Here is a 24,139-nt window from a genome sequence, read left to right as displayed (position 1 = left end):
TTTAGTGGAAACGACTATGGGCAAGGGAGTTGCTTCCTTTGTTTCGTAAAGACTCTAAGTATAATCCTCGTTATTAACCGATCCTCCTGCACCGAATAGTTGGGTACCTCCCCTCAAAATTCTCAATCTTTGTTACGGTAAGTGAATCAGAAAATAGCATCGATATAGCCTAAAATGGTTAAATTTTCTTTACGAGGTAAAAGGATGAAACTTTTATCCCTTTGATACGTTAAATTAATTGTCATGCTGCGTCAGTCATATGGCATGAAGAAGGGTGGAATTTATGAAAAAAATATGGACTTTATTTTTCGCAGCAATGCTTATTGTACCGCTATTGCTGCAACCGGCAACCGCACAAGCGGCAAAAGCCATCACAATTACTGTGGACGGGGTTCAATTGAAGACCGATCAACCGCCAGCGATGATTCAAGGGCGTGTTATGCTGCCACTTAGAGCAATCTTTGAGGCATTAGGTGCCAGTGTAAATTGGGATTCAAAGAATCAAACGGTAACAGGGTATAAAGAAGATACAACAGTAGTGCTCAAGATGAAATCGAAGGTAGCTACTATTAATGGCAAGTCAGTTACGCTTGATGTACCAGCACAAATTTTAAGAGGCAGAACAATGGTACCAGTCCGCTTCGTTAGTGAAGCGCTTGGTCAGGATGTTGACTGGAACTCAGTAAATCAGACCGTAACGATTCAATCTGACACTCCAAGCAATCCAAACATTCCAGGCAATATCAGTATTGCTCCTGCGAGCCATGTATCCGTTCGCGATGTTAATGATCAGGGAGATGGACGTGACATGGAGGTTAGCTTTTCCAGATCGTCTACAGAATCATACGTCGATCATTATCGCATTATGGTTGTGAAGGCTTCAAAAAGCTTTAATTTAGCATCTGCCTTGAAAGTCTCCCCTTCTAATTATACAGTGGTAACTACTTCAAGTTCGAACCGTACCATCAATTTATCGCAGAATTCACGAGATGTGGACGGAGACTACATTAGAAATGATCAGCCTTATGTGGTTCGTATACTTGCTGTTGGGAAAGGTTCTTATTCTAGCGTTTTATCGACTTCTTCTCCGAAGATGACCTTAACCAATTTGTCTTCTGTTACAGAGGTAACAAATGTAAAGATTAACGATATTAACGATTTTGGCGATGGACGCGATGTCTCAGTTAGCTTCACTCGTCCGCAGAATGATAACAATATTTCCAATTATCGTGTGTTTATCGTAAAAACCAAGGATGCTAGCAATTTTAGTCTTACTACTGCGAATAATTTATCAAGCAGCTACTATACAACAGTGAATAAATCGGGAAGTAACGGCAGTACGTTGGTAGGAACTTTGTCTTCCTCAGCACGTGATACCTCTGGTGAGTTCATTAGAAATAACATACCTTATACAGCGGTCGTTCTGTCTGTAAGTAATACGAATTCAGTAGGCAATAAACTGTCGTCTGCCTCATCATCAGTAACACTTAGTCAAAATACAATGTCTACTCCGATTATTACACAAGTGAGTGATGTCAATGACTTTGGGGATGGTCGAGACCTGAGAGTTAGCTTCAATAATGTGTCCAATGAATCTAATATCAACGCTTACCGAATTTTTGTTGTAAGAGCTAACAACTATTCGAACTTTACATTGACGAAGGCGAACAGTTTATCTAACACTTATTACACACAAGTGAACAAGACAGGCTACAATATTACGCAGGTGCTCTCTTCAGGGGCAAGAGATACTGATGGTTATCCCATTCAGAATGGAGTTAGCTATCGTGTATTCGTTATGGCTGTAGCAAATAACTCAGCGAATAACGTGTTGTCTTCAGCCTCCAATACGATTACGCTATTTAGCAGCAATGCGGGTGCAGTATCGAATCTCAATGCAAGCGATGTAAGTGATTATGGCAACGGGCGTGACCTCTTTGTTTCTTTCAATAAGGCCGTAGATGAGTCAATTATTAGTCACTATCGGATTCTAGTTGTACCTACAGCTTATTACAATAACTTCAGTCTGACGGAAGCAAATAATGTATCCAGCAACAATTACACGACTGTCTACAAATCTGGAAAGTCCACATATGAGCAGGCGTTAGCTGAAAATACTCGGGATGTGCGCGGTAATACGATCAAAGAAGGTACTAGCTACCGTATCTATGTTTTAACTGTAGCGAATGGAATAGGAAGCAATGCACTATCTGCACCGACGTCTACGATTACGCTAAATAAGAATTTTAATGTGCAAGCTGTAACCAATCTGAATGTGGCGGATATAGCTGATAATGGAGATGGGCGTGATGTGCAAGTAACGTTCACGAAGCCCTCTAATGAAGCAAATGTCAATCATTATCGAATTCTAATCGTACCTACAGCTTATTACAGCAGCTTTAATCTTTCACAAGCCAATAGTAGCAATTATTACATTACAGAAGGCAAAGGTGGGAATATAGCTGCAACTAGAACGTTGGATGGAGTTAGGGATGTGCGCGGTAATTTTATTACGGAAGGAACTAGCTATCGCGTCTATGTACTAACTGTAGCCAATGGAAATACTCCAAATACTTATGCCCTATCCTCTGCTTCGCCTGTGATTACACTTAGTAAAAGTAAAGCTGTTCAGGCGGTAAGTAATATTAATGTAAGCGATATTGGGGATTATGGAGATGGTCGAGATTTACAAATATCATTCTCGAAGCCTTCTGATGAATCCAATATAGGTAATTACCGTATTCTTGTCGTACCCGCATCAAAAGCAAATGGCTTTGATGTGAACGCAGCTCTTAAAGTCACTGATTATACAGATATAAATAAAGGCCAATATAGTATGAGTTTGGGAACTGGTAGTAAAGATACGGATGGAAAACTTATAACAAATGGCCAAGAATATCGCGTGTATATATTGTCCATAGGTAATGGAAATTCCAAGGCAATGTATAACTTATCGTTCGCATCTTCTGCTATTACTTTAGTGGATCATTCAGCACCTGTAGCGGTGGAGAATGTGAAACTGAGTGTTCAAGGGGACAAAAATAAATATTCCGATATTAAAATTAGCTTCGATGTCAAAAACGGACAAAACGTAACGGAGTATAGAGTGTTTATGTTACCTAAAGATGCAGCAGATGGTTTCAAAGAAAGTAATGCAATGAATAATGATAATAGTACTAGAATTTATCAAAATGGGCTCTCCAATGTAAGTCAAGATCTAAGCATAGAATTGGATGCATTTGGTAACCCACTCACTTCCTCCACAGAATACGTTGCTAAGGTTTTAGCTGTGGTAAATGGAAATTATATACTATCAAACTCGTCTATTAATTCGGTGCAGCTTCTGGCAAAGCCTGATAATATCAATGTTGAGCCGTCCCAAGACACTCCAATTAATCAATAGGACAAAGAATTTCTTTATAGTAGGGACTCCCAATGCTCCTTTATGGATCATCGGGAGTCCTTTCTTTTTGTGTGCTGCGCAATACATTGTCTCTAGACCCTCCCACAAATGATTGGTCTGACAAGCATCGATAGCAATCAAGTCGTTGTGAAAGTCAGTTTAATAATATGTAAAATGCGCTTATCCGCTTAAGGATCATAGAAATAAGGTAATTGTGCTCTAGCAGTTGGATATGTTGTTTGGCATAAGTAGCTTGGAAGTGAGCTAAAATCGGCTTATGGGGAGTTAGCTATTGGTTTGCGATTTGGGATGCCTTGTTGCTATCTGGCTAGGTCGTGAGGAAATAAATAAAAGCCCGGATTTTGTTCTGAAAAATGCTAGACAGAATCCGGGCAAAGAGGCTTTTTTGATATTCAGTGAAAAATACTATATTAAGTAGATGAAGTAATAGCTAAAGTGGTAGTTTAAACGGATAACTCAGCCGAAGTGTTAGAGTTATTCTAAACTTGATACTCTCACCCTTACGATGATAATGTCTTTTTTATTCATCGAATTTATTTAGATAAATCAATTTTTTTATTTAATAAGTAAATAGTCAGTCCACCAACAGTCATAGACAATAATTCCCCAACGCCCACTGTGAACCAGGTCGCCCAAAATGGTAGATCGTAAAGGATAGTTAATTGACCAGCCACCGTAAACATGGAGACAGCAAAAATCAAAGCAGTAACAACCATTTTTGCAATGTCATTTGTCATATGTTTTGTGACGCTTCTACAAAGTAATAGGACAAGAAAGGTCGCAATTCCACCGATTGGCACATCTAAAATCCATGTTGGTGACATGAAGTTTGCAAGTATGACGCCAATCGTCACCGCTACCACATAGCGCTTATTGTACAGTGCCAGATAATTAAACATTTCTGACAAACGTAGCTGAACAGCGCCAAAGCTAATGACTGACAACAAAACCGTTACAGCGACGTAAAGGGCTGCAACAAGTGCCGTTTTTGTAAGTTCACTTACAGAAACACGGCTAGAATCTTTTACAATAGATGTATTCAATTTTATTCTCCTTTGTAAAATAGCTAGTTGCTATTTTAGTAATAACTACGACCAAAGGAAGAGAGCTTCACGCCCTATCTGAAGTGCCGTAGTGCAAGCCGTTTTTGCTTACCTGCGTATTATAGCAGAAGAATATCGAATTGAACAATGCTATTTTGTCAGCCAACCACCATCAATCGGCATCACTGCCCCATGAATATAATCGGCAGCCGAGCTTGCTAAAAATAAAGTCAAATTCGCCACCTCATAAGGCTGTGCCCATCGACCTGCTGGCGTTTCTTCAGCTACCCATTCAGCCATTTCCCCGTCCCCTTCAAAATCAGCCTTATTCATCGGTGTTTGAATGGCTCCAGGCGCAATCGCATTCGCACGAATACCCGCTCGACAATAATCTAAGTCTAGCTGCTTCGTATAACCGACAATGGCATGCTTAGAAGCTGTGTAGGCTGCACCGCCACCACCAGCAACAAGTCCAGCAATCGACGCCATATTGACGATTGTACCAGTGCCACGTTCTACCATATGTGGTAAGATCGTGTTCGTCACAAAAAACGTGCCCTTCACATTCGTGTTCATAATTTTATCCCACAGCGCTTCGTCTGTATCCAAAGTTTTCGCAAAACCATCTAAAATCCCAGCAGTATTACATAAAATATCAATTTGCCCAAATAGTGAAATAGCTTCTTTGTACGACTGCTCCACATCTTGTTGGCTACTTACAGAGCCAACCTTATAGGCAAAACGATCAGGATATTGCTGCTGTAACTGTATTAACCCCTGCTCCTCTATATCCAATCCGAAAACAGTTGCTCCATTTTCTAAAAATGCAATAACTTGAGCATGTCCAATGCCTGAAGCGGCCCCCGTAATAAAAACCGTCTTTTCTCTATATTCATCAAACTTCATATTGTGTCTCCTTACAGAAAGAAGTCATCTCACTAGAAGAGATGACTTCACTCATTACGATTCTACGATTATCCAATCTTCCGCTAATAGATCACATACTGTAGGTGTGAACATTGTATAGCCCTCACCACGAACGTTAATTAAAAAATAAGGATTCAATGTCTCGCCATCATGCTGGCTTTGACCAACCAGCTTCACATATAGCTCAGCACCACCCCAGCCATTGCGAATTACTTTTTCTCCTGCTTTTAAGCGTGGTAATACTTCTTCAAAAGTCATCTCATTCATCCTTTATTTCCATTCTTTATCGCATTAGTATACTGGATTTTTAGGAGGTTGGCAACCATGCCTAGAATCTCCTTGTCATCTGTACCTGCTCTGTTGTCACCTTAAGCCCATTCTTTAATAAATAGCTTGTTGCTGGATTGCTTGCTAAAAAGTTCACTGTCGTTATCTGAACTTTATGTGTTGTGACGCTGGCTAAAAATTGCGGTATTAAATCTATATGACTTTCTGCTAGGATCACCAATTGATAGAGTAGAATACGTTCCATCTCACCGCTGTCATTCCACACGGTTTTGTATAGCATATAGCCTAGGGCTTCATTGTTGTCATTATAGAAAACCTTGGCTTCCCCCTGCTTCACACTCTGCCAGCCACACTGCCAAGGAACATCTTCCTGATAAAAAGAGAGATATGCTAGCTGCTCAGGGCGAATGGTTGCAACGTGAATGGCGGCTGTAGGCTCTACGTTCGCTCCATATTCGCCACTTAAAAATAATAATGAAGAAGCAACCTCATAGCCATATTTTTCATACAAAGCAATAGCTACCTGATTTTCTTTAATTGCCTCCAGCGTAGCGATTTCTACATGTTCTCTTTTATAGATAGCTAAGGTTTCCTCTATTAATAAACGTGAGATGCCTTTACCACGATAGGCTGGGAAAATACCTGTACCACCGTTCCAAGCTGTTTTCTTGCCATTTATGATACGGAAACCGTTCATAACAATCGCAATCGGTTCATCTTGGTCAAAAATGACAATGGAATGTTTAGGAGACAGCCCCTCCCCAACCAGTCGATGTAAAAACATTTCGGCCGTCATATGGATATCCACAAAATAGCCTTCGAAGCCTTTGTTCCATGCTTTCAATACTTCCTCTAATGTGCATTGTTCAACTGTTTTGACCTTCATATTTTCCCTCTTCTCAAATGGAATCTAATGTCGCTAAATCTTCTAAGGTTAGTTTTTTCACGATATCATACCCACGCCCTGGACCTTTAGGCTTGATGACAACCGTCCCCATATTCGAAAGGATGCCAAGGCCCATGTCTCTCGGAAAGCTATGACCAATCATTACATTATTCATGCCTTGTGATGGTTTTATTTCCAGCTTGGATGTCAGTGTCGTTAAAATGCTAGTTTGCTCAGCACTGGTAAGATTGCCACCTAACATGAAGATCTCAAACAAAAAAGGGTCAATTTGTACACCGTTAGTTGGAAATGCAAGTAGAGCCGTTTCCTTTGTTCGACAGAACGGACTTGCTGTAATGGGCGAAAGGATGGGAATTTGCCAATAACGCAGCATTTGACCATAGTAAACAGCCTCCCTACGACCATGCTCTGATAGGTTTCTTTGATAGCGGCAACTGTGAAACGTGCCATATGCCTGATCTACACCAACTGTGGCCGTTCCATGCCTTGCATATAAATGAAGCCCACCCTTTCTCAATAACGTCAGGAGATCCTTTTCCATTTTTTTCATCCCCTTCATCATAACACTTTCTATTTTGTAATGTATGTCTAACAAATAGAAAAAAGCTCCCTACAATTTGTAGGAAGCTATTTTCAGTTATTTAATGGGAATATGGACAATAGCAGTTGTTTCTAAATGTTTCGATGAGTCGATTGAAATATGACCATTGTATTTATGGACAATTTCTTTCACAATAAATAACCCTTGTCCTCTTATGCGACCCTGCTCATGCCTTTTCGTTGAAAACCCTTGCTTAAATATGTGGTCAGCATCCACAATATTTGGCCCTGTATTAGTAATTTTAAATTCATACTGTACTTCATCAGCTGTACAGCAAATCATAATTTTACGTTGTCCTTCAGGTAATTCAACCGCAGCATCAATGGCATTATCAATTAAATTGGATAGAATCTTGATTAAATCTGTCGTTTTAATCTTATTAAAGTCATTTTGAGAAATGGTAAAGTCCATATCAATATTATGATTTTGAGCGGTTAATTTTTTCGTTTGTAATAAGATGGACAGACCTGGGTGGTCAATATTTAATTTTAAAGACTTAATCGCTTGAACTTCTTTAGATAGTGAAGACAAATATTGTTTTGCTTGCTCTGTTTTTTCTAATTGTAAAAGACCATGTAACACTTGAATATGATTAGTGAAATCATGACGTAATGATGATACCGAAGTAATCAAAGTTTTAATTTCTGCTTGATATGTGTCCTCTGTAGCGCCGACTTCTTTCGCTACCTCTTTTTGATACCATCGTTGTAAAAATAAAAAAGAACCAATGACAATTAAAATAAATACACCATTAAAAATAAAAATAAATAAATTGTCTTCAATGACTTTTCCCTTAATGCCATTTAATGTGTCTGCGCTGATATCAATGCCTAGATACCCAATAATTTTACCATTCTCATCTTTGATAGGTGTACCAACCGATAAATAAGAACCATGTACAGAATCATGAATCACCTCTGTAACATAGGTTTCACCTTTGTAGGCTTTTGCCACTTGCTTTGCTGGGACAGTACAAACCTCTCCTATATCAAAGCCTTTTTTCAGTTCATTTGGCAGCCCCATAATCATCGCACTTGATACTTCTGGATTATCCACCTTCAACGTATAAACAAACAATGCACCTAGTTTTACTCTGGCATCATTTAAATAGCTTCTTACTTCCCAATAATAATCATTCTTCTGTGGATTCTTCAAAAACTGCTGATAAGCAGCTGTATCAATAGAAGAAGCAATGGAATTGGCAGCCTCTAAGCTTTGATTGGCAATTGACTCTTCAACGGTCTTTTTAATTTTCACATAGGATGTAATGATGTTTAAACTTGTAAACAAACATAATAAAAGCGTTGATAGAATTAATATTAGTTTTATTTTTCGATTTTTCATATAAAACGGGACTTCCTCACCTATAAATATTCTGGAATATCATTATATAATAATTAACTCTATTTTTTGTTTGTAAAGTGAACATTTCTTGATTATCCTACAGAAATGAAAACAGAAAATCCATTTTACTTGAACTCTACTAAAATTACACACCGTAACCAATAGTTTAATAATCCTTTACAAGAAAGTAAACTAAAAAGGTAACTAATAACATTTTATGTCTCATTTCCTATCCTACAGGCTAATGTAATACCTTCCTAAAGCAAAAGTCACAAAAAAGATCAGGTACCTACTACAATACCTGATCTTCAATGAAATTTGTTTATTTTTTATTCGAAGTACGTGTTCGATCCTGTGGCTTTAAAAAGGAAGGTCGTCTACTGTAGCCCTTTGATGAAAGTCTTAATAATGATTTTTTTAGATTTTCCTTCTTCAAATGTGCACTAAAATTTAAATAGGGTACACCTAGCACACGCATATTCGCTGCGTATAAGATGATGAAAAATACTGCAATAAAAAAACCAAATAATCCAAAAAAGGCAGAGGCTATAATAATGATTAATCGAAAAATACTCATGGCTGTTACAAATGATTGGTTAACCAATGTAAAAGCCGCAATACTCGAAATTGCAATGACAACAATCATTGAAGGGCTCGTAACGCCAGCTTTTATCGCTGCATCTCCGATAATTAAACCTCCCACAACACTAATTGATCCACTAATTGCACTCGGAAGACGTAAGTTGGCTTCACGAAACAATTCAAACATAAATAGCATCATTAGTATTTCAAGAATCGTTGGGAATGGCAGTCCCGTTCTCGACTCAACAACTGTTGCTAGAAGAAGAAAAGGAAGTTGTTCTTGATGATACGTAGTCAGCGCAAGCCAAAAGCCTGGTGTTAGCATACTAATTAATATCCCAACAATACGAAGCAATCTTTCCATTGAACTGACAATGACAGGAAAATCATTATCCTCACCCGATTTAAAGAGCAACATTATATTCGTAGGTGTGATCAATGCGTAGGAAACACCATCAATCATTATTAGTATTCTTCCCCTAATTAATGCCTGCATAGCAAAATCCGGTCTCCCGGTATAATCATGCCTGGGCAGTACTTTGGCTGTTTGTTCAATTGCTTCCATCAATAAATCACCATTGACAACAATATCCGTATCAATCTTTTGTAATTGTAGACGGATTTGTTCTAGCATATTTAAATTCACAATGTCATCCATATAGAGTACCGCTACAGTGGTTTTGGAACGTCTCCCAATTTCTAATGTTTCTACACTAAAAGAATTAGTGGGCAACCGCTTTCTTAATAAAGCAATATTAATAAAAACATCTTCTATAAAGTCATCTCTTGGCCCTTTGACCACTAATTCTAGCGATGTTTCTCCGGGCTCTCGATTCGGTTTTTTAGAAATATCACTAGAAAATAGTAATTGATTTTCTTCAAAATACAATAATACATGCCCTTTATAGACTCTTGTTATGGCATCCTCTTGCGTTAAAACCTTTTGTAAATAGGGAATGTGTAAATGCTGGTCGATTTGTTCCTCTAACATGTCATCAGCGACATCACTTAATAAGGATTGGACTCGCTGAACAACTACCGTCTGAAGTATTTGTTCGTTGATCATTGCATCACAAGTTATCAAATGTACTGTATATTGCTGAAATTTATATTGTTGAAAAATCACATCAGCAGAGCGTTGAAATAGTGATTTCAACATTTTCAAATTGATCATTTGTTCCATTGATGAAATACTTCTCATCTCCTACTGAGCCATCTCCAGATTAGTACATTTATGAAAAACGATTACCTTCAATAAATACACTTAAGCATATTTTTCCCATGGATGTGCAAAATATTCAAAGAAACATTTGGTCATTATCCAATCATTTTCTTTAGATTAGCCATCTCAATGGCAGACATGGCAGCATCGTATCCTTTATTACCAGATTTTGTACCAGCACGTTCAATCGCCTGCTCAATATTTTCCGTCGTCACAATACCGAAAATAACAGGTACATTGGTTGATAACGATACATTGGCAATACCTTTTGCTGACTCATTACAAACATAATCATAGTGTGTTGTGGAGCCGCGAATAACCGTACCTAAACCAATAATGGCATCATAGTTCTTTGTTTCTGCTAGTTGTTTCGCAATAAAAGGAACTTCAAAAGCTCCTGGAACCCAAGCAACATCAATAGACGCTTCATCAACACCATGTCGTGTTAAGCCGTCCATTGCACCGTCCAATAATTTGCTTGTGATGAATTCATTAAATCGACCTACCACAACTGCAATTTTTAAACCCGTTCCAATTAATTGTGCTTCAAATGTTTGACCCATTGTTCTTTCTCCTTTTTAAATAGAAATTTTATTTTCAGTTGTCAGCAATTGACTGCGGTATGCTACAAGTGCCTCTATTGATATCATTTTCAAGTCATGCTGTGCTGCGTACTTTATCAATTCCTCAAAGCGTAGCATATGACCATCATCGCCCATGATCTCGCAAATAACACCCACTGGCACACTATGACAAAGCTTTGCCAAATCGACAGTCGCCTCCGTATGCCCTCTTCGCTCTAAAACACCATTATCTTTGGCAATGAGCGGAAAAACATGACCAGGTCGACGAAACTCAATCGGCTTTGCTTGCTTTTCAATCATTTTTTGTATCGTAAATGCTCGTTCATAGGCACTAATTCCTGTCGTTGTATCCTCATGGTCGATACTTACGGTAAACGCTGTTTGGTGATTATCCGTATTGTGCTGAACCATCGGATGTAAATCTAGCTGTTGTGCAAGCTGCTGTGAAATCGGTGTACAAATTAATCCTCTACCATAGGTTGCCATAAAGTTTATAGTTGCTGGTGTCATGAATTCAGCGAGTGCCAGAAGATCTCCTTCATTTTCCCGATCCTCGTCATCAACCACTACAATCATTTTGCCTTGCTTTAAATCCTCAATGGCCTCTTCAATTGCATATAGCACTTTTGTCATCTCCTCGTTCAGTTTGTTAAAAACCATGTTGTGCTAAGTAATCTCTCGTAATGATTGGTGTTGCTTGCCCTTTTTTCAGGTGCTGTACAATATATTTACCAACTAAATCTGTTTCGATATTCACAATCGCTCCAGCCTTCTTCATGCCTAATACGGTTTCTTTGTACGTATGGGGAATTAGTGAAATCGTGACACTGTTCGTGTCAACATGGAAAAGGGTTAAGCTTGTGCCATCAATCGTAATAGAACCCTTTGGAATGCAAAATTTGGTTAGTTCCTCTGACAATTCGATATCGATATAGACTGCGTTGGCTACTGGACGTTTTCGCAAAATTTTACCGACCCCATCCACATGTCCAGCAACAAAATGACCGCCAAATCGCCCATTAGCAGGCATGGCACGCTCTAAATTCACGGAATCCCCTACCACGAGCTGCTGTAAATTGGTTGCGTTGACTGTTTCAGGCATCACATCCATCGTAAGCATCTGTTCCGTAAAATATGTCACCGTTAAACAAACACCATTAACCGCGATACTATCTCCAAGCTTGACATCTTCTGCTATTTTGGCTGATTGAACTGTTATTTTCATACTGTCCCTATCGCTTTGCATGGCTTTTAAAATGCCAATATCCTCTACAAGCCCTGTAAACATTCCATCACCTACTTTTCATTGATTTAGGTTTCTATCCTTCACTTTTGAAGTCTTATCCATCAGTTTCGAAGGTCTATCCGTCACTTCTCTAGTTTTATCCGTCTCCTCCTTCTCTAGCTATCGATAAAAAACAAAAACCCCTTTCAGCAAAGGGGTTTGGGAGTAATAAGACATCAACAAATAAGCCTAATTGAAAACTATTTTTTCCATAGACTGTCATCTCATTTGTTCTTCTCCCATCCAGACTATAACTGTCGGTTTTGGATTTGCACCAAATCAGCTTGCGCTCACGGACTTTGAATTACTTCATCACCGCCGATTGGGAATTTCACCCTACCCCGAAGAACATCTTCTATTCGATTGGCACTAAATAAAAAACTTCCCAACAAGCTTGTGGGAAGTAGTGTAATAAATGCATAGGCAAATAAACCTTCTAAATTACAATCAATTTAAAAAGCTCGCATTTTTACCCTTCTCCCATCCAGACTATAACTGTCGGTTTTGGATTTGCACCAAATCAGCTTGCGCTCACGGACTTTGAATTACTTCATCACCGCCGATCGGGAATTTCACCCTACCCTGAAGGATTTTTTATTTAGCTAATATTACGATAACACTATTTTATTCTATTATCCATCCTTCTTTTTAAAAATTTTTCAAAAAGAATTATAGCAGATCAACAATGCATCCAGGTTTTTCGCGTTTGTGACGTCCGCCTGAGGCATTGAGGCAACATGCAATATTATTGCCACAGGAGGCGGCGTTTTTTGATGGTGTTATCAGGTGTTTAATCACTCGTCAGCAAGGGAGTCTTCAGCTTAATATAACAATGACTTGATAAATGTAAACGAAATCATTAAACTGATAACATTTAAACTGTGCATGGAACTTCCCTTTCACTAAAACGTTCCTTTACAAGTGACAATTCAGTCCAGCACTTTGGAGGTCATTTACTTGCTATTTTTTAAAAACATCCCATTGAAGCAAGGTATTTTCTATGCCTTATTAATGCTCTGCTGCGTGCTTTCGATTGTGTTCGTTCATCATAATGAATCATTTTATGATCGACCGATTGCTGAGGTGATAAAAGCTGATGTAGCAGAATCAGAACCAATGACAGATATGTATGATAATGATGATTATTTATTTACACAGCATATTACAGCCGTGATACAAAATGGACCACATAAAGGGCAATCCATCCATTTGACGAATGACTATTCCGCCTCTGGAGCTTTCGATCAAGAATACCGTGTGGGCAATGAAATCTTTGTCTCCATAGATAATCACGCATCACAGTCAGGGCTAACTGGGACCATTCTCGATTTAAAACGAGATCAAACCCTTCTCATGATTGCGTGGATTTTTATTTTTGTCTTACTCCTTATAGGAAAAAGACAAGGCTTGTTTTCCATCATTAGTTTAATTGTCAATGCATTGATTTTATCATTCGCGTTAGATTTATATGTGAAACATGGTAACCTGAGCTTGTTAGTCATCAGTGGTATTTGCGCTCTTCTATTTACGATCATTTCGTTGTTACTGATTAGCGGCTTGAACACGAAAACGTATGCAGCTATTGTGTCTACACTTTTAGGAACCGTTATGGCACTCATCATTAGCTCTGTCGTGATGTGGTTAACTGGTGAAAACGGTCTTCGCTATGAAGAAATGCAATTTTTAACACGCCCCTATCGTACAGTCTTTATGGCTGGCTTATTTATTGGCTCACTTGGGGCTGTCATGGATGTCTCTATTACGATGGCTTCTTCAATCTTTGCTTTATATGAACAAGACCCTACTATTTCTGTGAAGGCACTTAAATCTTCAGGGCATGAAATCGGGAAAGATATTATGGGCACCATTACGAGTATTTTGTTCTTTGCCTACCTTTGTGGCTCCATACCGATGGTTATTCTCTATTTGAAAAATTCTTCTACTTTAGGACTCACGCTGTCCTTGAATCTTTCTTTAGAATTAGCTCGCGCCTTAGCAGGTGGTATTGGGGTTGTCCTCACGATTCCGATCAGTCAGTATACTGCTCTATTTTTCATTAATCGAAAGAGGGTTCAAGAATGAATGTAATTGTGTTATTAGCTTTTATTTTATGTCTATTGATGGTCGCAATTGGCGGGAAGCAAGGTGTACGTTCGTTTCTTTCTTTATTCCTAAATTTCGGTGTGCTCTTTGTGACGATCTTTTTAATGACCAACCCTAAAAATAGCCCCATCATCTTAACGTTCGTTGCCTGTACAATTATTAGTTGTATTAGCCTTTTCTATATCAATAAAACAAACAGTAAAACCATTACAGCATTTATCTCCACTATGGTGACGATTGTTGTCTTACTTCTTTTTATTACATTTGTAACGAAAAAGTTGATGATTCAAGGATTTGGTGAAGAATCAACAGAAGAAATAAGCATCTTTTCCCTTTATATTGGTGTTGATTTTGTGCAGATTGGTGCCTCCGTCATTATTATGAGTACGATTGGAGCAATTATGGATGTCGCTATTTCCATTGCTACTTCCATGCATGAGATTTTTTATCGTAACCCTTCGATTAGTAGAAAGAAATTATTTACATCCGGCTTAAATATCGGGAGAGATATTTTAGGAACCGATACGAATACGTTATTCTTCGCTTTCTTTGGTGGCTATTTAAGCTTATTAATATGGTTCAAAGATCTCTCCTATTCGATTGGTGAAATCGTCAACTCCAAGGTTTTTAGTGCTGAATTGACGACTATTTTTTGTGCTGGCATCGGTATTGCACTGATTATTCCGATCGCCTCCTCCGTCAATGCCTATTACTTAATTCGAACACGTGAAAAAACCGAAAAGCTCTCATAAAAGAGTTCAGACCTATCACTCGTTTGTGAGAGGTCTGGACAAATCTCCTCCTCTCCTTCAAAAAATGAATGCTATCTCAAAAAAATGTGTCTAAATGATGAAATCGTATAGTAATCGCTCAAATTAGTACTTACATTTGAGAATTTTTTTTTGCTATAGTAAAAAACAGAGCAGTTAGTATCGCGGAGGTGTACTAGCTAAAAGGAATCATGATCGCTGATAATCGACATCACGATTATATCTTCATAGACTTTTTTATAATGCAGAACATGAAATAGTAGAAGCATCGCAACTTTATTTTTCCGAATATTCTGTTTTTATATATTCTATGAAAGTTGAACATTTTTGAAGGAGTTTTTACAGTGAATAAGGAAATAAAAACAGGTCCAATTATGGCTGCTCTCTTAGTAGCCGGCTTTGTAGGGCTATTTAGTGAGACAGCATTAAATATTGCACTAGGGGAACTTAGCCAACTTTTCAGCGTGGATGCCACAACTATCCAATGGCTAGCAACAGGCTATTTTCTCACATTAGGCATTTTAGTACCTGTTACAGGCATTTTAATGCAAAAATTTACCACTCGCCAAATGTTTATAATCTCTTTACTCTTTTCCATAATTGGTACCATACTTGCCGCTGTTGCACCAATCTTTGCTGTCTTACTTATAGCACGTGTTATTCAAGCTGCAGGTTTAGCGATTATATTACCATTAACGCAAAATGTGATTTTCACGATTTTTCCAGCTAATAAACGTGGTAGTGCTATGGGGATGATGGGTCTCGTCATTTTAGCAGGACCCGCTTTCGGCCCGACATTAGCAGGGATGATTTTAGATACGCTATCCTGGCACTGGATATTTTGGGTTACTGTCCCCTTCTTATTATTCTCGATCATTTTTGGTTTTATCTTTATTCCCAATGTGAATGAAAGAAAGCAGCTTGCTATAGATATATGGTCTATTATCTTATCTACGATTGGCTTTGGTGGCATCGTCTATGGTGTAAGTAGCGGTGGAGAATTGGGTTGGACAAGCATCAACGTACTTAGCACCATTTTACTAGGTGTAATTGCCTTATGTTTATTTGTGTTGCGTCAATCAAAAATGGACCATCCTATGTTAAATTTGAGAGCTTTCCAGTATCCAATGTTCGTATTGGGTCTTCTGATGAATATGATTACCTTCTTCAATATGCTGTCTATGCTAGTGGTGCTCCCGATTTATATGCAAACGGCACTTTTGGTATCGGCCTTTGTAACAGGTTTAATGATGCTCCCTGGTAGTCTACTAAACTGCCTATTAGCACCAACCATCGGTAAATACTTCGATAAATACGGACCACGTGCAATCATTACCCCCGGAACCATACTTGTTGTGATTGGCTATGGACTTTATGCTTTAAATGGTACCGAAACAGCTACTTGGGCATTAGTGTTAACACATATCATCATGATGCTTGGGGTTGGTATGGTATTAGCCTCTGTCCAAACGAATACGCTCAATGCTTTGCCAAGACAATATTTTCCTGATGGTATTGCGATTACACAAACCTCTCAACAAGTATCAGGTGCCATAGGCATTGCTGTAATGGTCTCGTTGTTCTCAGCTAAGCAACAGCAATTCTTAACTGACAGTACAACTAATGCTCAAGAGGCGGCGGCTTCAGGCTCTGCATTTGTCTTTGCAATCAGTTTTGCTCTGGCAATCATCAATGTCATACTCTCTTTCTTTTTGAAAAAAACTCAATAATTTTAGTATAGAAGGGAGGTGTCTCGAAGGAATTTTAAGGCACCTCCTTTTGTTATGTCATTTCCGTTGCAATCGCAGTATTTTCTGATAATATTTACCATAAGATGTTTACGTACGCTCAAAATAGTTGTTGTTTCATGATGCACTACACTAGGTCGCCCATCCTATGTCATATCTTTAAACATCAATTACGCCTTTGACGTAATTGCCGCTGATTCTGCATTTTCGCGCAGATCAACTTTGCGCCCCGTTTTTTCGAGCTGATGAGTAGAATGTTAACCTCAGACCATCACGTCCTGTGACAGTTAACTGACTTGCATCGTGCAGGTCAACTTCAAAATCAGTGACTTCCGCCGAGGCTTCGGGTTAACATGATGATGATTACTCAGATATGGCACAAGATGTGGCATTCTTAGCCTGAGTTCAGCTTTTTTAGCGGGCATTTGAACACCCATTGGAGAAAACAACACAAATATTTTTCTTTCTCTAAAGTACTGCTTCACTTTTGGTACAAAAAACACTTGCTGAATTAAGATAAAACGTCAATTACAACGAGATGGAAAAGGAGAAAATTGGCAATGAAGCATATTATCTTTGATTTTGATGGAACACTGGCAGATTCAACCGCAGTGTTTGCATCAGCATGGAATACATTAGCGCAAAAATATAAATTTAAAGGCATCGAATTAAAGGAAATTGATACACTGAAAAAATTATCGATTTCTGAACGCAGTAAATTATTTGATTTCCCAATGTATAAATTGCCCATGATTTTACCGCAATTTTATAAATTGTATCATCAATCATTAAATGATGTTCATCTTTTTGATGGAATGAAGGAAGTCCTGATGGAAATTGATAAGAGAGGCTATAAAATCATTATTATTTCCTCTAATTCTAAGGAAAATATTTTAGCATTTCTTAAAATGAACGGTATTCACTGTGTAGCAGATGTTCTTTGCTCCAATCGAATTTTTGGCAAGGATAAAGTGATGAAAAAGTTTTTAAAGGACTCAAATGTCAACTCAGCTGACGTGTTATATATTGGGGATGAACAAAGGGATATCGTGGCTTGTAAGAAAGCAGGTGTCCCGATTGTATGGGTAGAATGGGGCTATGATGCCATAGAGGTCGTGCAAAACGAAAATCCTGAATATAAGGTCGCTACACCACAGGAAATTTTAGAGATTATTTAATTATGGGGAAGGATAATAGCATGTTACCTGTCTATTATCCTTTTTTTATATTATTATCCTTTCATCTCACTAATCTGCATGAGCTTTTCTGCCGTGCTATTAACCCCTTTATAGGCATCTGTTAATTCATGCATACTCGCAGCAAATTGCTGTGTAAACGCAGAAATTTGATTTGCTGACGCATTGACTTGATCGATGGATTGTTTAATATTTTCTAGTTGCACTGTAATGCTATCAGCACTTTCTGTACTGCTTTGGGACATTTTTTGTATTTCTGAAGCAACCACGGCAAAGCCACGACCATGCTCACCTGAACGTGCTGCTTCAATGGATGCATTCAAGCCGAGAATTTTGGATTTCATAGCCAAATCCTTTACTAAATTCACAATGTCATTAATCTGCTTAATATCACTTGCCATCGATTCCGAGAAGTTCGATAATTCCTCTAAACGATTGGACACATCCATACTGGAAGTAGCTAATCCTTCATTGGTAGTCGTCATTTCTTCAACAGCACTTGAAAGCTCAGTTGCCAACAAGCGCATACTATCCATTTTTTCATTGGAAATAATGGCACTTACTACACCAATTACCTGACCTCCGTCAAAAATAGGCTGTGCAGAGGCAATGTATGCCATGCCAAACCCTTCCGCCCCGCGCTCTTCTTTCACAAAGCGGCCTGAGCTTAAGGCTATTTCCGTTGCAGTCCCTCGATATTTATGTACTGGTTCACCAACCCCTACTTTTAAATCAACACGTTTCCCCGGTTTATAGGCAAGAACTTTCTCTCTATCTGCCACGATGACACAAGCATCCTCTGGATAAGTTGCTTGGTATAAATCAATCGAATCAATCGCTGCCTGTAGTTTTGGATGCATTGTCTTCCCCCTTCTCCCAAAGCTTTTGTAAAATATCTCAATTTAACTATATCATGTCACTTAAAAAAAGACACCAACGTCCAGTGGTGTCTTGTCATGCCATTATGACTTTGTCAATTTTTCTACATATTTCGCTGCCGTTCTGATTTCAATTGTTAGAAAATCATTGCCATAGGTAGCCTTTATTAAAAATGGTACATCATTCGTGTTTTGGAACCTAAAGTCTAAACTGCCGTAGGAAACAGTAGCATCTCTTCCTTTAGGTACATACCCCACATCTAAGGAATGGTGATGACGCTCCACATAGTTAATTGAAATTTGATCGACAGCATTAAACAGTGTTGAAGACGTTTGACAGATTCCACCGCCAATCCCCATGACTACCTTCTTATTAATAATTTCCGGTGCAGGTTGATAGCCATTCGCTTCATCCCTCGGACCCACAATCGTATTAAAAGAAAAATAATCCCCACTACCTACAATGACATTATTGATCGCCCTAGCCGACAGCTCGATGTTTTTATTTCTTCCACTATCTGTGCTATTGAAATATGTCGTATAGGATGCAACAACGATTTCCTCTAATAAAGGAAGATCCTCTAAATAATAGCCACTTTCTGTTACATAGAGCGGCATTTCCACTTGACCACCCGTCGTTGAAGCCTCTAGAATTCGCTCTACTAATTCGCTTTCTTTTAAAATAGTTTGCGGTCTTCCTTTGATTACTTGCCCTTCTTCTCCCAATCGATCGAGCACCATTCGTTGATCATAGCCAGTCATTGTGTCTGTTCCTCTCGCCAATTCCTTTGCTAATTGTTCTAGCTGCTGGTAATAAGCTTGCGGATCTGTGTCAAAGCCAAATTCCTTAGGAGAGATTGTTTGAACCATCTGCTGTGTTACGGGATCAATAAGCTCTACAATAGGCTCAATTGGGTGCTCTTGTTCATACGTAACAGACTGCTGAGCTTCTTCATGTTGTTGAATTTCTTGTTCTAGCTTGTTATCGTTTGCCGCTTTGTCCTGACATCCTACTAGCCCAAGCGTACAGATAATGCCGCATAGAGCCAGCCACTTCTTTCTCAACCATGAACACCTACCTCTATCTTCATACTACAGAGACATCTTATTCGTAGATTGCTCATAGTGTGTTGTTTTTTGATGATTTTTATTTGTCAATACTGCAAAAACACACTATATGAAGGCCACCATTACCTGTGAAATTTTATGATTGAATAAACCTTTAGACGATAGAGGATTGTAAGTACTATTTGGTGCAGCTATTTTCTCTTCGCTATCTTAATTTAGATAAGATTATTCCGCATGAATCATTTATACAGCCTAAAAACATTATTTCTCAAAGAAATAAAATGGCAAATAAGGCTAAAGTTTAGTAGAATGATTCTTTAGATTAAAATAAATGACTAAATTTTGTTTTATATTAAAACACTACTTATAACTACATTTCCCATAAATAAAATCTGGAATTTAAAGGAAGAAAAATAAATTGACTAATGATTTAAAAATACGTGATAAGTATATCTACACTTATATTCATCATATTGATGAATATGATTTATGTAGAATGGAGATGCGCTCATTTTTTGGAAAAGATTCTGACTCAAACTATTTAATTAGCGATGTTAAAATTGATCCAAGCCGTAGCCCATTTATTGAAGAGAGACTTGAGATATTATATGAAGAGAATGATTTAGACGTATTAAAGGATCGTCTTAAGCATTTCAATGTAGGAGAAAACACTTACAAAGTAATTAGTTTAAATAAAATGGTCATAAATACTACTAATAAGATAAACCATGCAGAGCGTCGTAAAATTGAAAGAGAAATTGGATTGTCGATTAACGGAGAACCAGATTTAGACAATCCAGAAATTATCTTGGGGATTATTACGTTAGACGGTCGTTGGTATTTTGGCAACTATACAAAAAGTGAACCCATTTGGCTTAAACATAAACAGAAGCCACACAATTATTCAACCGCATTGAGCACAAGAGTTGCTCGTGCTATTACTAATATTGCAGTTCCACATATAGAAAATGTACGTGCTATCGATCCCTGTTGTGGAATAGGAACTGTCATAATAGAGGGACTTTCAATGGGAATTGATATTGAAGGTCGAGACATTAATTATCATGTATGTCAGGGTTCCAGAAGTAATATCACTTATTTCGGACTAGAAGGTAAAATTACACTAGGACCGATTTCAGAGGTAACGGAGCACTATGATGTAGCGATTGTTGATTTACCATATAACTTATTTACTCACGCATCAAGGGAAGAACAAAGTGAGATACTAAAGCACGCCCGACGAATTTCAGATAAAATTATTATTGCCACAATTGATACGATTGATGACTTAATTGAAGAAGCTGGATTCGAGATAGTTGACCGATGTATTGCTAAAAAACAGTCTTTTTTACGTCAAATTATTTTATGTAAATGAGAAACACCTATATGGTGAAGGACAATAAAATAATGTTAACCCTGTCCTAATTTTAGAACAGGGTTAATATATTGTTGTGCAACTTTTAATATAGAATCTTAACTGAAAACCCTCGTCCATTCTAATTTATAGAGAAATCATCGGAATTTTAATTACTAACTTTCAGCCGTATCGCATGAAAAGTTATTTCTACTAATTAGCACGCCTTATTGTCTATAAGCAAGATGAATTCCCGTGAAGAAAGAGGATTACTCGCGAAGCAACAGAAATGACGTTCAAAGTTTACGTAAAAAAGAGCATCTACTAGCTATCAAATGAGCCAGTAGATGCTCTATCATTTTTAACTCTTGTAAAAAAGCTCAAGTACAGAACAGTGTCCTATTTTATTTTTGAATAAACATTTGTGTCCAATAATGACCATCCTGCACATAGCCTACACCGATATGGGTATAGCTTTTATTGAGAATATTGGCACGATGTCCTGCACTGTTCATCCAAGCTGTTACAACTTCTTGAGCTGAGCGTTGACCTTTTGCAATATTTTCACCAGCAGCTTTGTACGTAATACCAAAGTTTTTCATCATGGTAAAAGGTGTACCATATGTTGGGCTTGTATGGTCAAAGTACTGTTTATCATGCATATCTTGAGATTTATATTTGGCTACTCGGGATAGCTCCCAATTTTCCTGTAATGCTGGCAGACCTGCTTTGGCGCGTTCTGCATTAACAAGTTTAACAACCTCTTGCTCAACCGTGGCCTGTTCCTTTACAGGGATATTGATTTTTTGCCCAGGGGAAATTTGATTCGGATTGGCAAGCTGTGGATTGGCATCTATTAATTCTTGTACGCCTGTCTCAGTTTTCAACGCTATTTTCCAAAGTGTGTCACCAGATGTCACTGTATAGGATTCGGCTGCCATTGCCGCTGCTGGTACTAATAATGAAGCTGCGATTACTGAAGAGAGTGTTGCTTTTTTTATTTTTTTGAACATGTTCATCATCCTTCCTGTTTGCTCTACTATTATCGTAAATAGTTTCAGAGCCATAATCATCACAAAATATTTGGAAGGATTTTTACAATTGTATGACATCGACACAACACAAACGAACAAAACCCTTTATTACGCTATTTTTCATCATATGCTTTGTCATCAAGTTGCAATCTTTTTGTAATTGGCATACATTACTAATACATTCAGCTATTTAAAATGACTCAAAATAGCCTATTTTGCTAATTGTTTACGTTTTAATCGATAAATTAGTAGAATATAGAGCCCATCATAAAAGAGCGTTGCCATGGAAATAATGGTAATCAATGGCGTACGGAAGTAGAGATAAAAGCCAACCGCAGCAAACAATGTACCTACCATTTTACAGACGGCAATTCCCATTGATTGACCGGCTAAGTTCCCTCTTTGCAACAATAAAGCGATAAATAACCCTGACATCATAAGATTTTGGAAAAATGCTGTGTACTTCCCTTCAAAATCCTGAAACTCATAGACGATGCCAAAAATCATCAACATGCTGAAAAGAAACGTAACCAAAAAGGAGCCATACAATATTTTTTTAGTAAGTATCCTACGATATTCACTTGGCGCATAGCGTAAAAACTGCGTTAAAATAAAGATATCCAATACAAGCCAAATGAGTGTAATGTATCGTTGGAGATCATTTTGTGGGTAAATAAAAGCAAAGATAAACTCCCATGAAATATTGGCACAAATAGCGGCCATAGGCATTCCATATTTTTTATCTTGCCACCCTTTATAAATCACGAGTATGTATGTAATTATCCAAAACAGACCCATTCCTAATTGGCAAATTAATAATAGGTTTAGTTCAGTCAATGTTCGCTCTCTCCCCTATATAGCATTCCTCCTACTATATGTGAGGAAAACGATTCATTATGTCTAAAAGTTTAATAGAAGGGTAAAGGGGTAGCTAAATATCAAATAGATGCAACCTATACATTCCATAAGTAATCTTATATAGTAAAACGAGGTGATTGAATGAAAACAAAAATTTATGTGGATAATGAACAATTTATCGCTGGGACTACCTTGAAAGATGACATGGAACTAGAGCAAAACAATATGGCTTTGCATATTTGTGATAATGTTCAAGCTATCATCGACAATCGGCAGCATTTAGCCGCTACGTTGAACTGTGATTTGCAGCATTTTATTTGCACCGAGCAAACACATAGTGCGAACTTTCATAAAGTCACATTAGCTGATAAAGGGCGAGGTGCTGAGCAAATCGATACAGCAGTTAAAAATACCGATGCCCTTTATACCATAGAGCCGAATTTATTATTATGTAGTTTTACGGCTGATTGCGTTCCCGTTATTTTTTATAATGCTGTGAACGGACTAGTTGGCGTTATTCATTCAGGTTGGCAAGGAACTGTCAAAGAAATAACGCCCAAATTGTTTGAGCATCTGATGAATGAAGAACAATGTCGACCAGAGGATTTTCATGTCCAAATTGGTATGGCACTGAGTCAGCAAAAGTTTGAGGTGGACGCAGATGTCTACGAAAAGTTTCACAGCCTTGGTTATGCGGAAGACTTTATGTACTACAATGCAGAAACGAATAAATATCATATTGATAATCAGCAAACAGTAAAAAAACAATGTGAGCTTGCTGGTATTCCAGCTGACAAAATTCAAATTGATGAAACTTGTACGTTCCTTAGCCCAAATGGCTTTTCCTACCGTCAGGACAAACAGGCAGGAAGACATTTAAGCTTTATTATGCGGAAAACATCCTAATAGCAAAGGCCAATTCT

General features: G+C 38.0%; 20 protein-coding genes, 1 pseudogene and 2 riboswitches. Of the genes and pseudogenes, 7 read left to right on the top strand and 14 right to left on the bottom strand.

Going from position 1 to position 24,139, the window contains the following annotated elements; translation table 11 throughout:
- The first annotated feature begins 283 nt into the window (after window positions 1-283).
- Entirely contained in the window at window positions 284-3,403 is a 3,120-nt protein-coding gene (locus AC6BKE_RS15135) for a stalk domain-containing protein (RefSeq protein ID WP_499857138.1), read from the top strand.
- Between the two features lie 554 nt (window positions 3,404-3,957).
- Here AC6BKE_RS15135 and AC6BKE_RS15130 read toward each other — a convergent pair.
- The 10 genes and pseudogenes from AC6BKE_RS15130 to ribE form a co-directional block, all read right to left on the bottom strand.
- Complete coding sequence (locus AC6BKE_RS15130) at window positions 3,958-4,467, bottom strand: QueT transporter family protein (protein WP_058845069.1); 510 nt, start codon at window positions 4,465-4,467, stop codon at window positions 3,958-3,960.
- A gap of 150 nt (window positions 4,468-4,617) precedes the next feature.
- Window positions 4,618-5,373: a 3-oxoacyl-ACP reductase gene (locus AC6BKE_RS15125; RefSeq protein ID WP_330493888.1), complete on the bottom strand. Its 756-nt coding sequence runs from the start codon at window positions 5,371-5,373 to the stop codon at window positions 4,618-4,620.
- Window positions 5,374-5,427: 54 nt separating this feature from the next.
- Window positions 5,428-5,652 carry a DUF2829 domain-containing protein gene (locus AC6BKE_RS15120; protein ID WP_036118538.1) on the bottom strand — a complete coding sequence of 75 codons (225 nt, stop codon included), beginning with the start codon at window positions 5,650-5,652 and terminating at the stop codon, window positions 5,428-5,430.
- Between the two features lie 70 nt (window positions 5,653-5,722).
- A complete protein-coding gene (locus tag AC6BKE_RS15115; protein ID WP_499857135.1) occupies window positions 5,723-6,568 on the bottom strand; it encodes a GNAT family N-acetyltransferase in 846 nt (281 codons plus the stop codon).
- A 13-nt stretch (window positions 6,569-6,581) separates the two neighbouring features.
- Complete coding sequence (locus tag AC6BKE_RS15110) at window positions 6,582-7,130, bottom strand: histidine phosphatase family protein (protein ID WP_342503990.1); 549 nt, start codon at window positions 7,128-7,130, stop codon at window positions 6,582-6,584.
- 96 nt (window positions 7,131-7,226) lie between these two features.
- Window positions 7,227-8,534: an ATP-binding protein gene (locus AC6BKE_RS15105; protein WP_036118547.1), complete on the bottom strand. Its 1,308-nt coding sequence runs from the start codon at window positions 8,532-8,534 to the stop codon at window positions 7,227-7,229.
- 322 nt (window positions 8,535-8,856) lie between these two features.
- Window positions 8,857-10,299, bottom strand: coding sequence for a spore germination protein (locus AC6BKE_RS15100; RefSeq protein WP_080717029.1), 1,443 nt, complete (start codon window positions 10,297-10,299; stop codon window positions 8,857-8,859).
- Window positions 10,300-10,433: 134 nt separating this feature from the next.
- Entirely contained in the window at window positions 10,434-10,901 is a 468-nt protein-coding gene (gene ribH, locus AC6BKE_RS15095) for a 6,7-dimethyl-8-ribityllumazine synthase (protein ID WP_036118550.1), read from the bottom strand.
- An 18-nt stretch (window positions 10,902-10,919) separates the two neighbouring features.
- A pseudogene (ribB, locus tag AC6BKE_RS15090) lies at window positions 10,920-11,546 on the bottom strand (3,4-dihydroxy-2-butanone-4-phosphate synthase); the annotation flags it as partial.
- A 25-nt stretch (window positions 11,547-11,571) separates the two neighbouring features.
- Window positions 11,572-12,210 (bottom strand): riboflavin synthase, encoded by a 639-nt coding sequence (gene ribE, locus AC6BKE_RS15085; RefSeq protein ID WP_499857133.1) that lies wholly within the window; start codon window positions 12,208-12,210, stop codon window positions 11,572-11,574.
- A 224-nt stretch (window positions 12,211-12,434) separates the two neighbouring features.
- Window positions 12,435-12,560: riboswitch (FMN riboswitch) on the bottom strand.
- Window positions 12,561-12,675: 115 nt separating this feature from the next.
- Window positions 12,676-12,801: riboswitch (FMN riboswitch) on the bottom strand.
- Window positions 12,802-13,218: 417 nt separating this feature from the next.
- Here ribE and AC6BKE_RS15080 point away from each other — a divergent pair.
- The 4 genes from AC6BKE_RS15080 to AC6BKE_RS15065 all read left to right on the top strand — a co-directional run bounded on the left by AC6BKE_RS15080 (window position 13,219) and on the right by AC6BKE_RS15065 (window position 18,006).
- Window positions 13,219-14,289, top strand: coding sequence for a YibE/F family protein (locus AC6BKE_RS15080; RefSeq protein WP_180957774.1), 1,071 nt, complete (start codon window positions 13,219-13,221; stop codon window positions 14,287-14,289).
- Window positions 14,286-15,062, top strand: a complete 777-nt coding sequence (locus AC6BKE_RS15075; protein WP_342544900.1) for a YibE/F family protein — start codon at window positions 14,286-14,288, stop codon at window positions 15,060-15,062. Before AC6BKE_RS15080 ends, AC6BKE_RS15075 begins: the two co-directional genes overlap by 4 nt.
- A gap of 362 nt (window positions 15,063-15,424) precedes the next feature.
- Window positions 15,425-16,810: a DHA2 family efflux MFS transporter permease subunit gene (locus AC6BKE_RS15070; RefSeq protein ID WP_499857132.1), complete on the top strand. Its 1,386-nt coding sequence runs from the start codon at window positions 15,425-15,427 to the stop codon at window positions 16,808-16,810.
- Window positions 16,811-17,388: 578 nt separating this feature from the next.
- Window positions 17,389-18,006: an HAD-IA family hydrolase gene (locus AC6BKE_RS15065; RefSeq protein ID WP_499857130.1), complete on the top strand. Its 618-nt coding sequence runs from the start codon at window positions 17,389-17,391 to the stop codon at window positions 18,004-18,006.
- 53 nt (window positions 18,007-18,059) lie between these two features.
- Here the strand turns inward: AC6BKE_RS15065 and AC6BKE_RS15060 are convergent, their stop codons facing one another.
- Together AC6BKE_RS15060 and AC6BKE_RS15055 are read right to left on the bottom strand one after the other, a co-directional pair.
- Window positions 18,060-18,884: a methyl-accepting chemotaxis protein gene (locus tag AC6BKE_RS15060; protein WP_058844608.1), complete on the bottom strand. Its 825-nt coding sequence runs from the start codon at window positions 18,882-18,884 to the stop codon at window positions 18,060-18,062.
- Between the two features lie 102 nt (window positions 18,885-18,986).
- Window positions 18,987-19,967 carry a VanW family protein gene (locus tag AC6BKE_RS15055; RefSeq protein WP_340810791.1) on the bottom strand — a complete coding sequence of 327 codons (981 nt, stop codon included), beginning with the start codon at window positions 19,965-19,967 and terminating at the stop codon, window positions 18,987-18,989.
- 421 nt (window positions 19,968-20,388) lie between these two features.
- Here AC6BKE_RS15055 and AC6BKE_RS15050 point away from each other — a divergent pair, with 421 nt between their 5' ends.
- A complete protein-coding gene (locus AC6BKE_RS15050) occupies window positions 20,389-21,345 on the top strand; it encodes a TRM11 family SAM-dependent methyltransferase (RefSeq protein ID WP_445668805.1) in 957 nt (318 codons plus the stop codon).
- 383 nt (window positions 21,346-21,728) lie between these two features.
- Here the strand turns inward: AC6BKE_RS15050 and safA are convergent, their stop codons facing one another.
- Together safA and AC6BKE_RS15040 are read right to left on the bottom strand one after the other, a co-directional pair.
- Window positions 21,729-22,337, bottom strand: coding sequence for a SafA/ExsA family spore coat assembly protein (gene safA / locus AC6BKE_RS15045; RefSeq protein ID WP_342535479.1), 609 nt, complete (start codon window positions 22,335-22,337; stop codon window positions 21,729-21,731).
- Between the two features lie 231 nt (window positions 22,338-22,568).
- Window positions 22,569-23,195 (bottom strand): transmembrane-type terpene cyclase, encoded by a 627-nt coding sequence (locus AC6BKE_RS15040; protein ID WP_271912819.1) that lies wholly within the window; start codon window positions 23,193-23,195, stop codon window positions 22,569-22,571.
- A gap of 162 nt (window positions 23,196-23,357) precedes the next feature.
- On the opposite strand from AC6BKE_RS15040, the gene pgeF reads away from it, so the two are divergent.
- Complete coding sequence (gene pgeF, locus AC6BKE_RS15035) at window positions 23,358-24,122, top strand: peptidoglycan editing factor PgeF (protein ID WP_271912818.1); 765 nt, start codon at window positions 23,358-23,360, stop codon at window positions 24,120-24,122.
- The last annotated feature ends 17 nt before the right edge of the window (window positions 24,123-24,139 follow it).

The organism is Lysinibacillus sp. COL-1 (assembly GCF_059814265.1).
The sequence above is the reverse complement of the archived record's forward strand: the minus strand, read 5'-3'. Positions and strand labels throughout refer to the sequence as shown.

Coding starts and splice junctions, on each gene's coding strand:
- AC6BKE_RS15115 (WP_499857135.1), bottom strand. CDS start 6,568: ATGAAGGTCAAAACAGTTGAACAATGCACATTAGAGGAAGTATTGAAA.
- AC6BKE_RS15065 (WP_499857130.1), top strand. CDS start 17,389: ATGAAGCATATTATCTTTGATTTTGATGGAACACTGGCAGATTCAACC.
- AC6BKE_RS15105 (WP_036118547.1), bottom strand. CDS start 8,534: ATGAAAAATCGAAAAATAAAACTAATATTAATTCTATCAACGCTTTTA.
- AC6BKE_RS15135 (WP_499857138.1), top strand. CDS start 284: ATGAAAAAAATATGGACTTTATTTTTCGCAGCAATGCTTATTGTACCG.
- pgeF (WP_271912818.1), top strand. CDS start 23,358: ATGAAAACAAAAATTTATGTGGATAATGAACAATTTATCGCTGGGACT.
- ribE (WP_499857133.1), bottom strand. CDS start 12,210: ATGTTTACAGGGCTTGTAGAGGATATTGGCATTTTAAAAGCCATGCAA.
- AC6BKE_RS15120 (WP_036118538.1), bottom strand. CDS start 5,652: ATGACTTTTGAAGAAGTATTACCACGCTTAAAAGCAGGAGAAAAAGTA.
- AC6BKE_RS15110 (WP_342503990.1), bottom strand. CDS start 7,130: ATGGAAAAGGATCTCCTGACGTTATTGAGAAAGGGTGGGCTTCATTTA.
- AC6BKE_RS15125 (WP_330493888.1), bottom strand. CDS start 5,373: ATGAAGTTTGATGAATATAGAGAAAAGACGGTTTTTATTACGGGGGCC.
- AC6BKE_RS15080 (WP_180957774.1), top strand. CDS start 13,219: ATGCTCTGCTGCGTGCTTTCGATTGTGTTCGTTCATCATAATGAATCA.
- AC6BKE_RS15100 (WP_080717029.1), bottom strand. CDS start 10,299: ATGGAACAAATGATCAATTTGAAAATGTTGAAATCACTATTTCAACGC.
- safA (WP_342535479.1), bottom strand. CDS start 22,337: ATGTTCAAAAAAATAAAAAAAGCAACACTCTCTTCAGTAATCGCAGCT.
- ribH (WP_036118550.1), bottom strand. CDS start 10,901: ATGGGTCAAACATTTGAAGCACAATTAATTGGAACGGGTTTAAAAATT.
- AC6BKE_RS15075 (WP_342544900.1), top strand. CDS start 14,286: ATGAATGTAATTGTGTTATTAGCTTTTATTTTATGTCTATTGATGGTC.
- AC6BKE_RS15060 (WP_058844608.1), bottom strand. CDS start 18,884: ATGCATCCAAAACTACAGGCAGCGATTGATTCGATTGATTTATACCAA.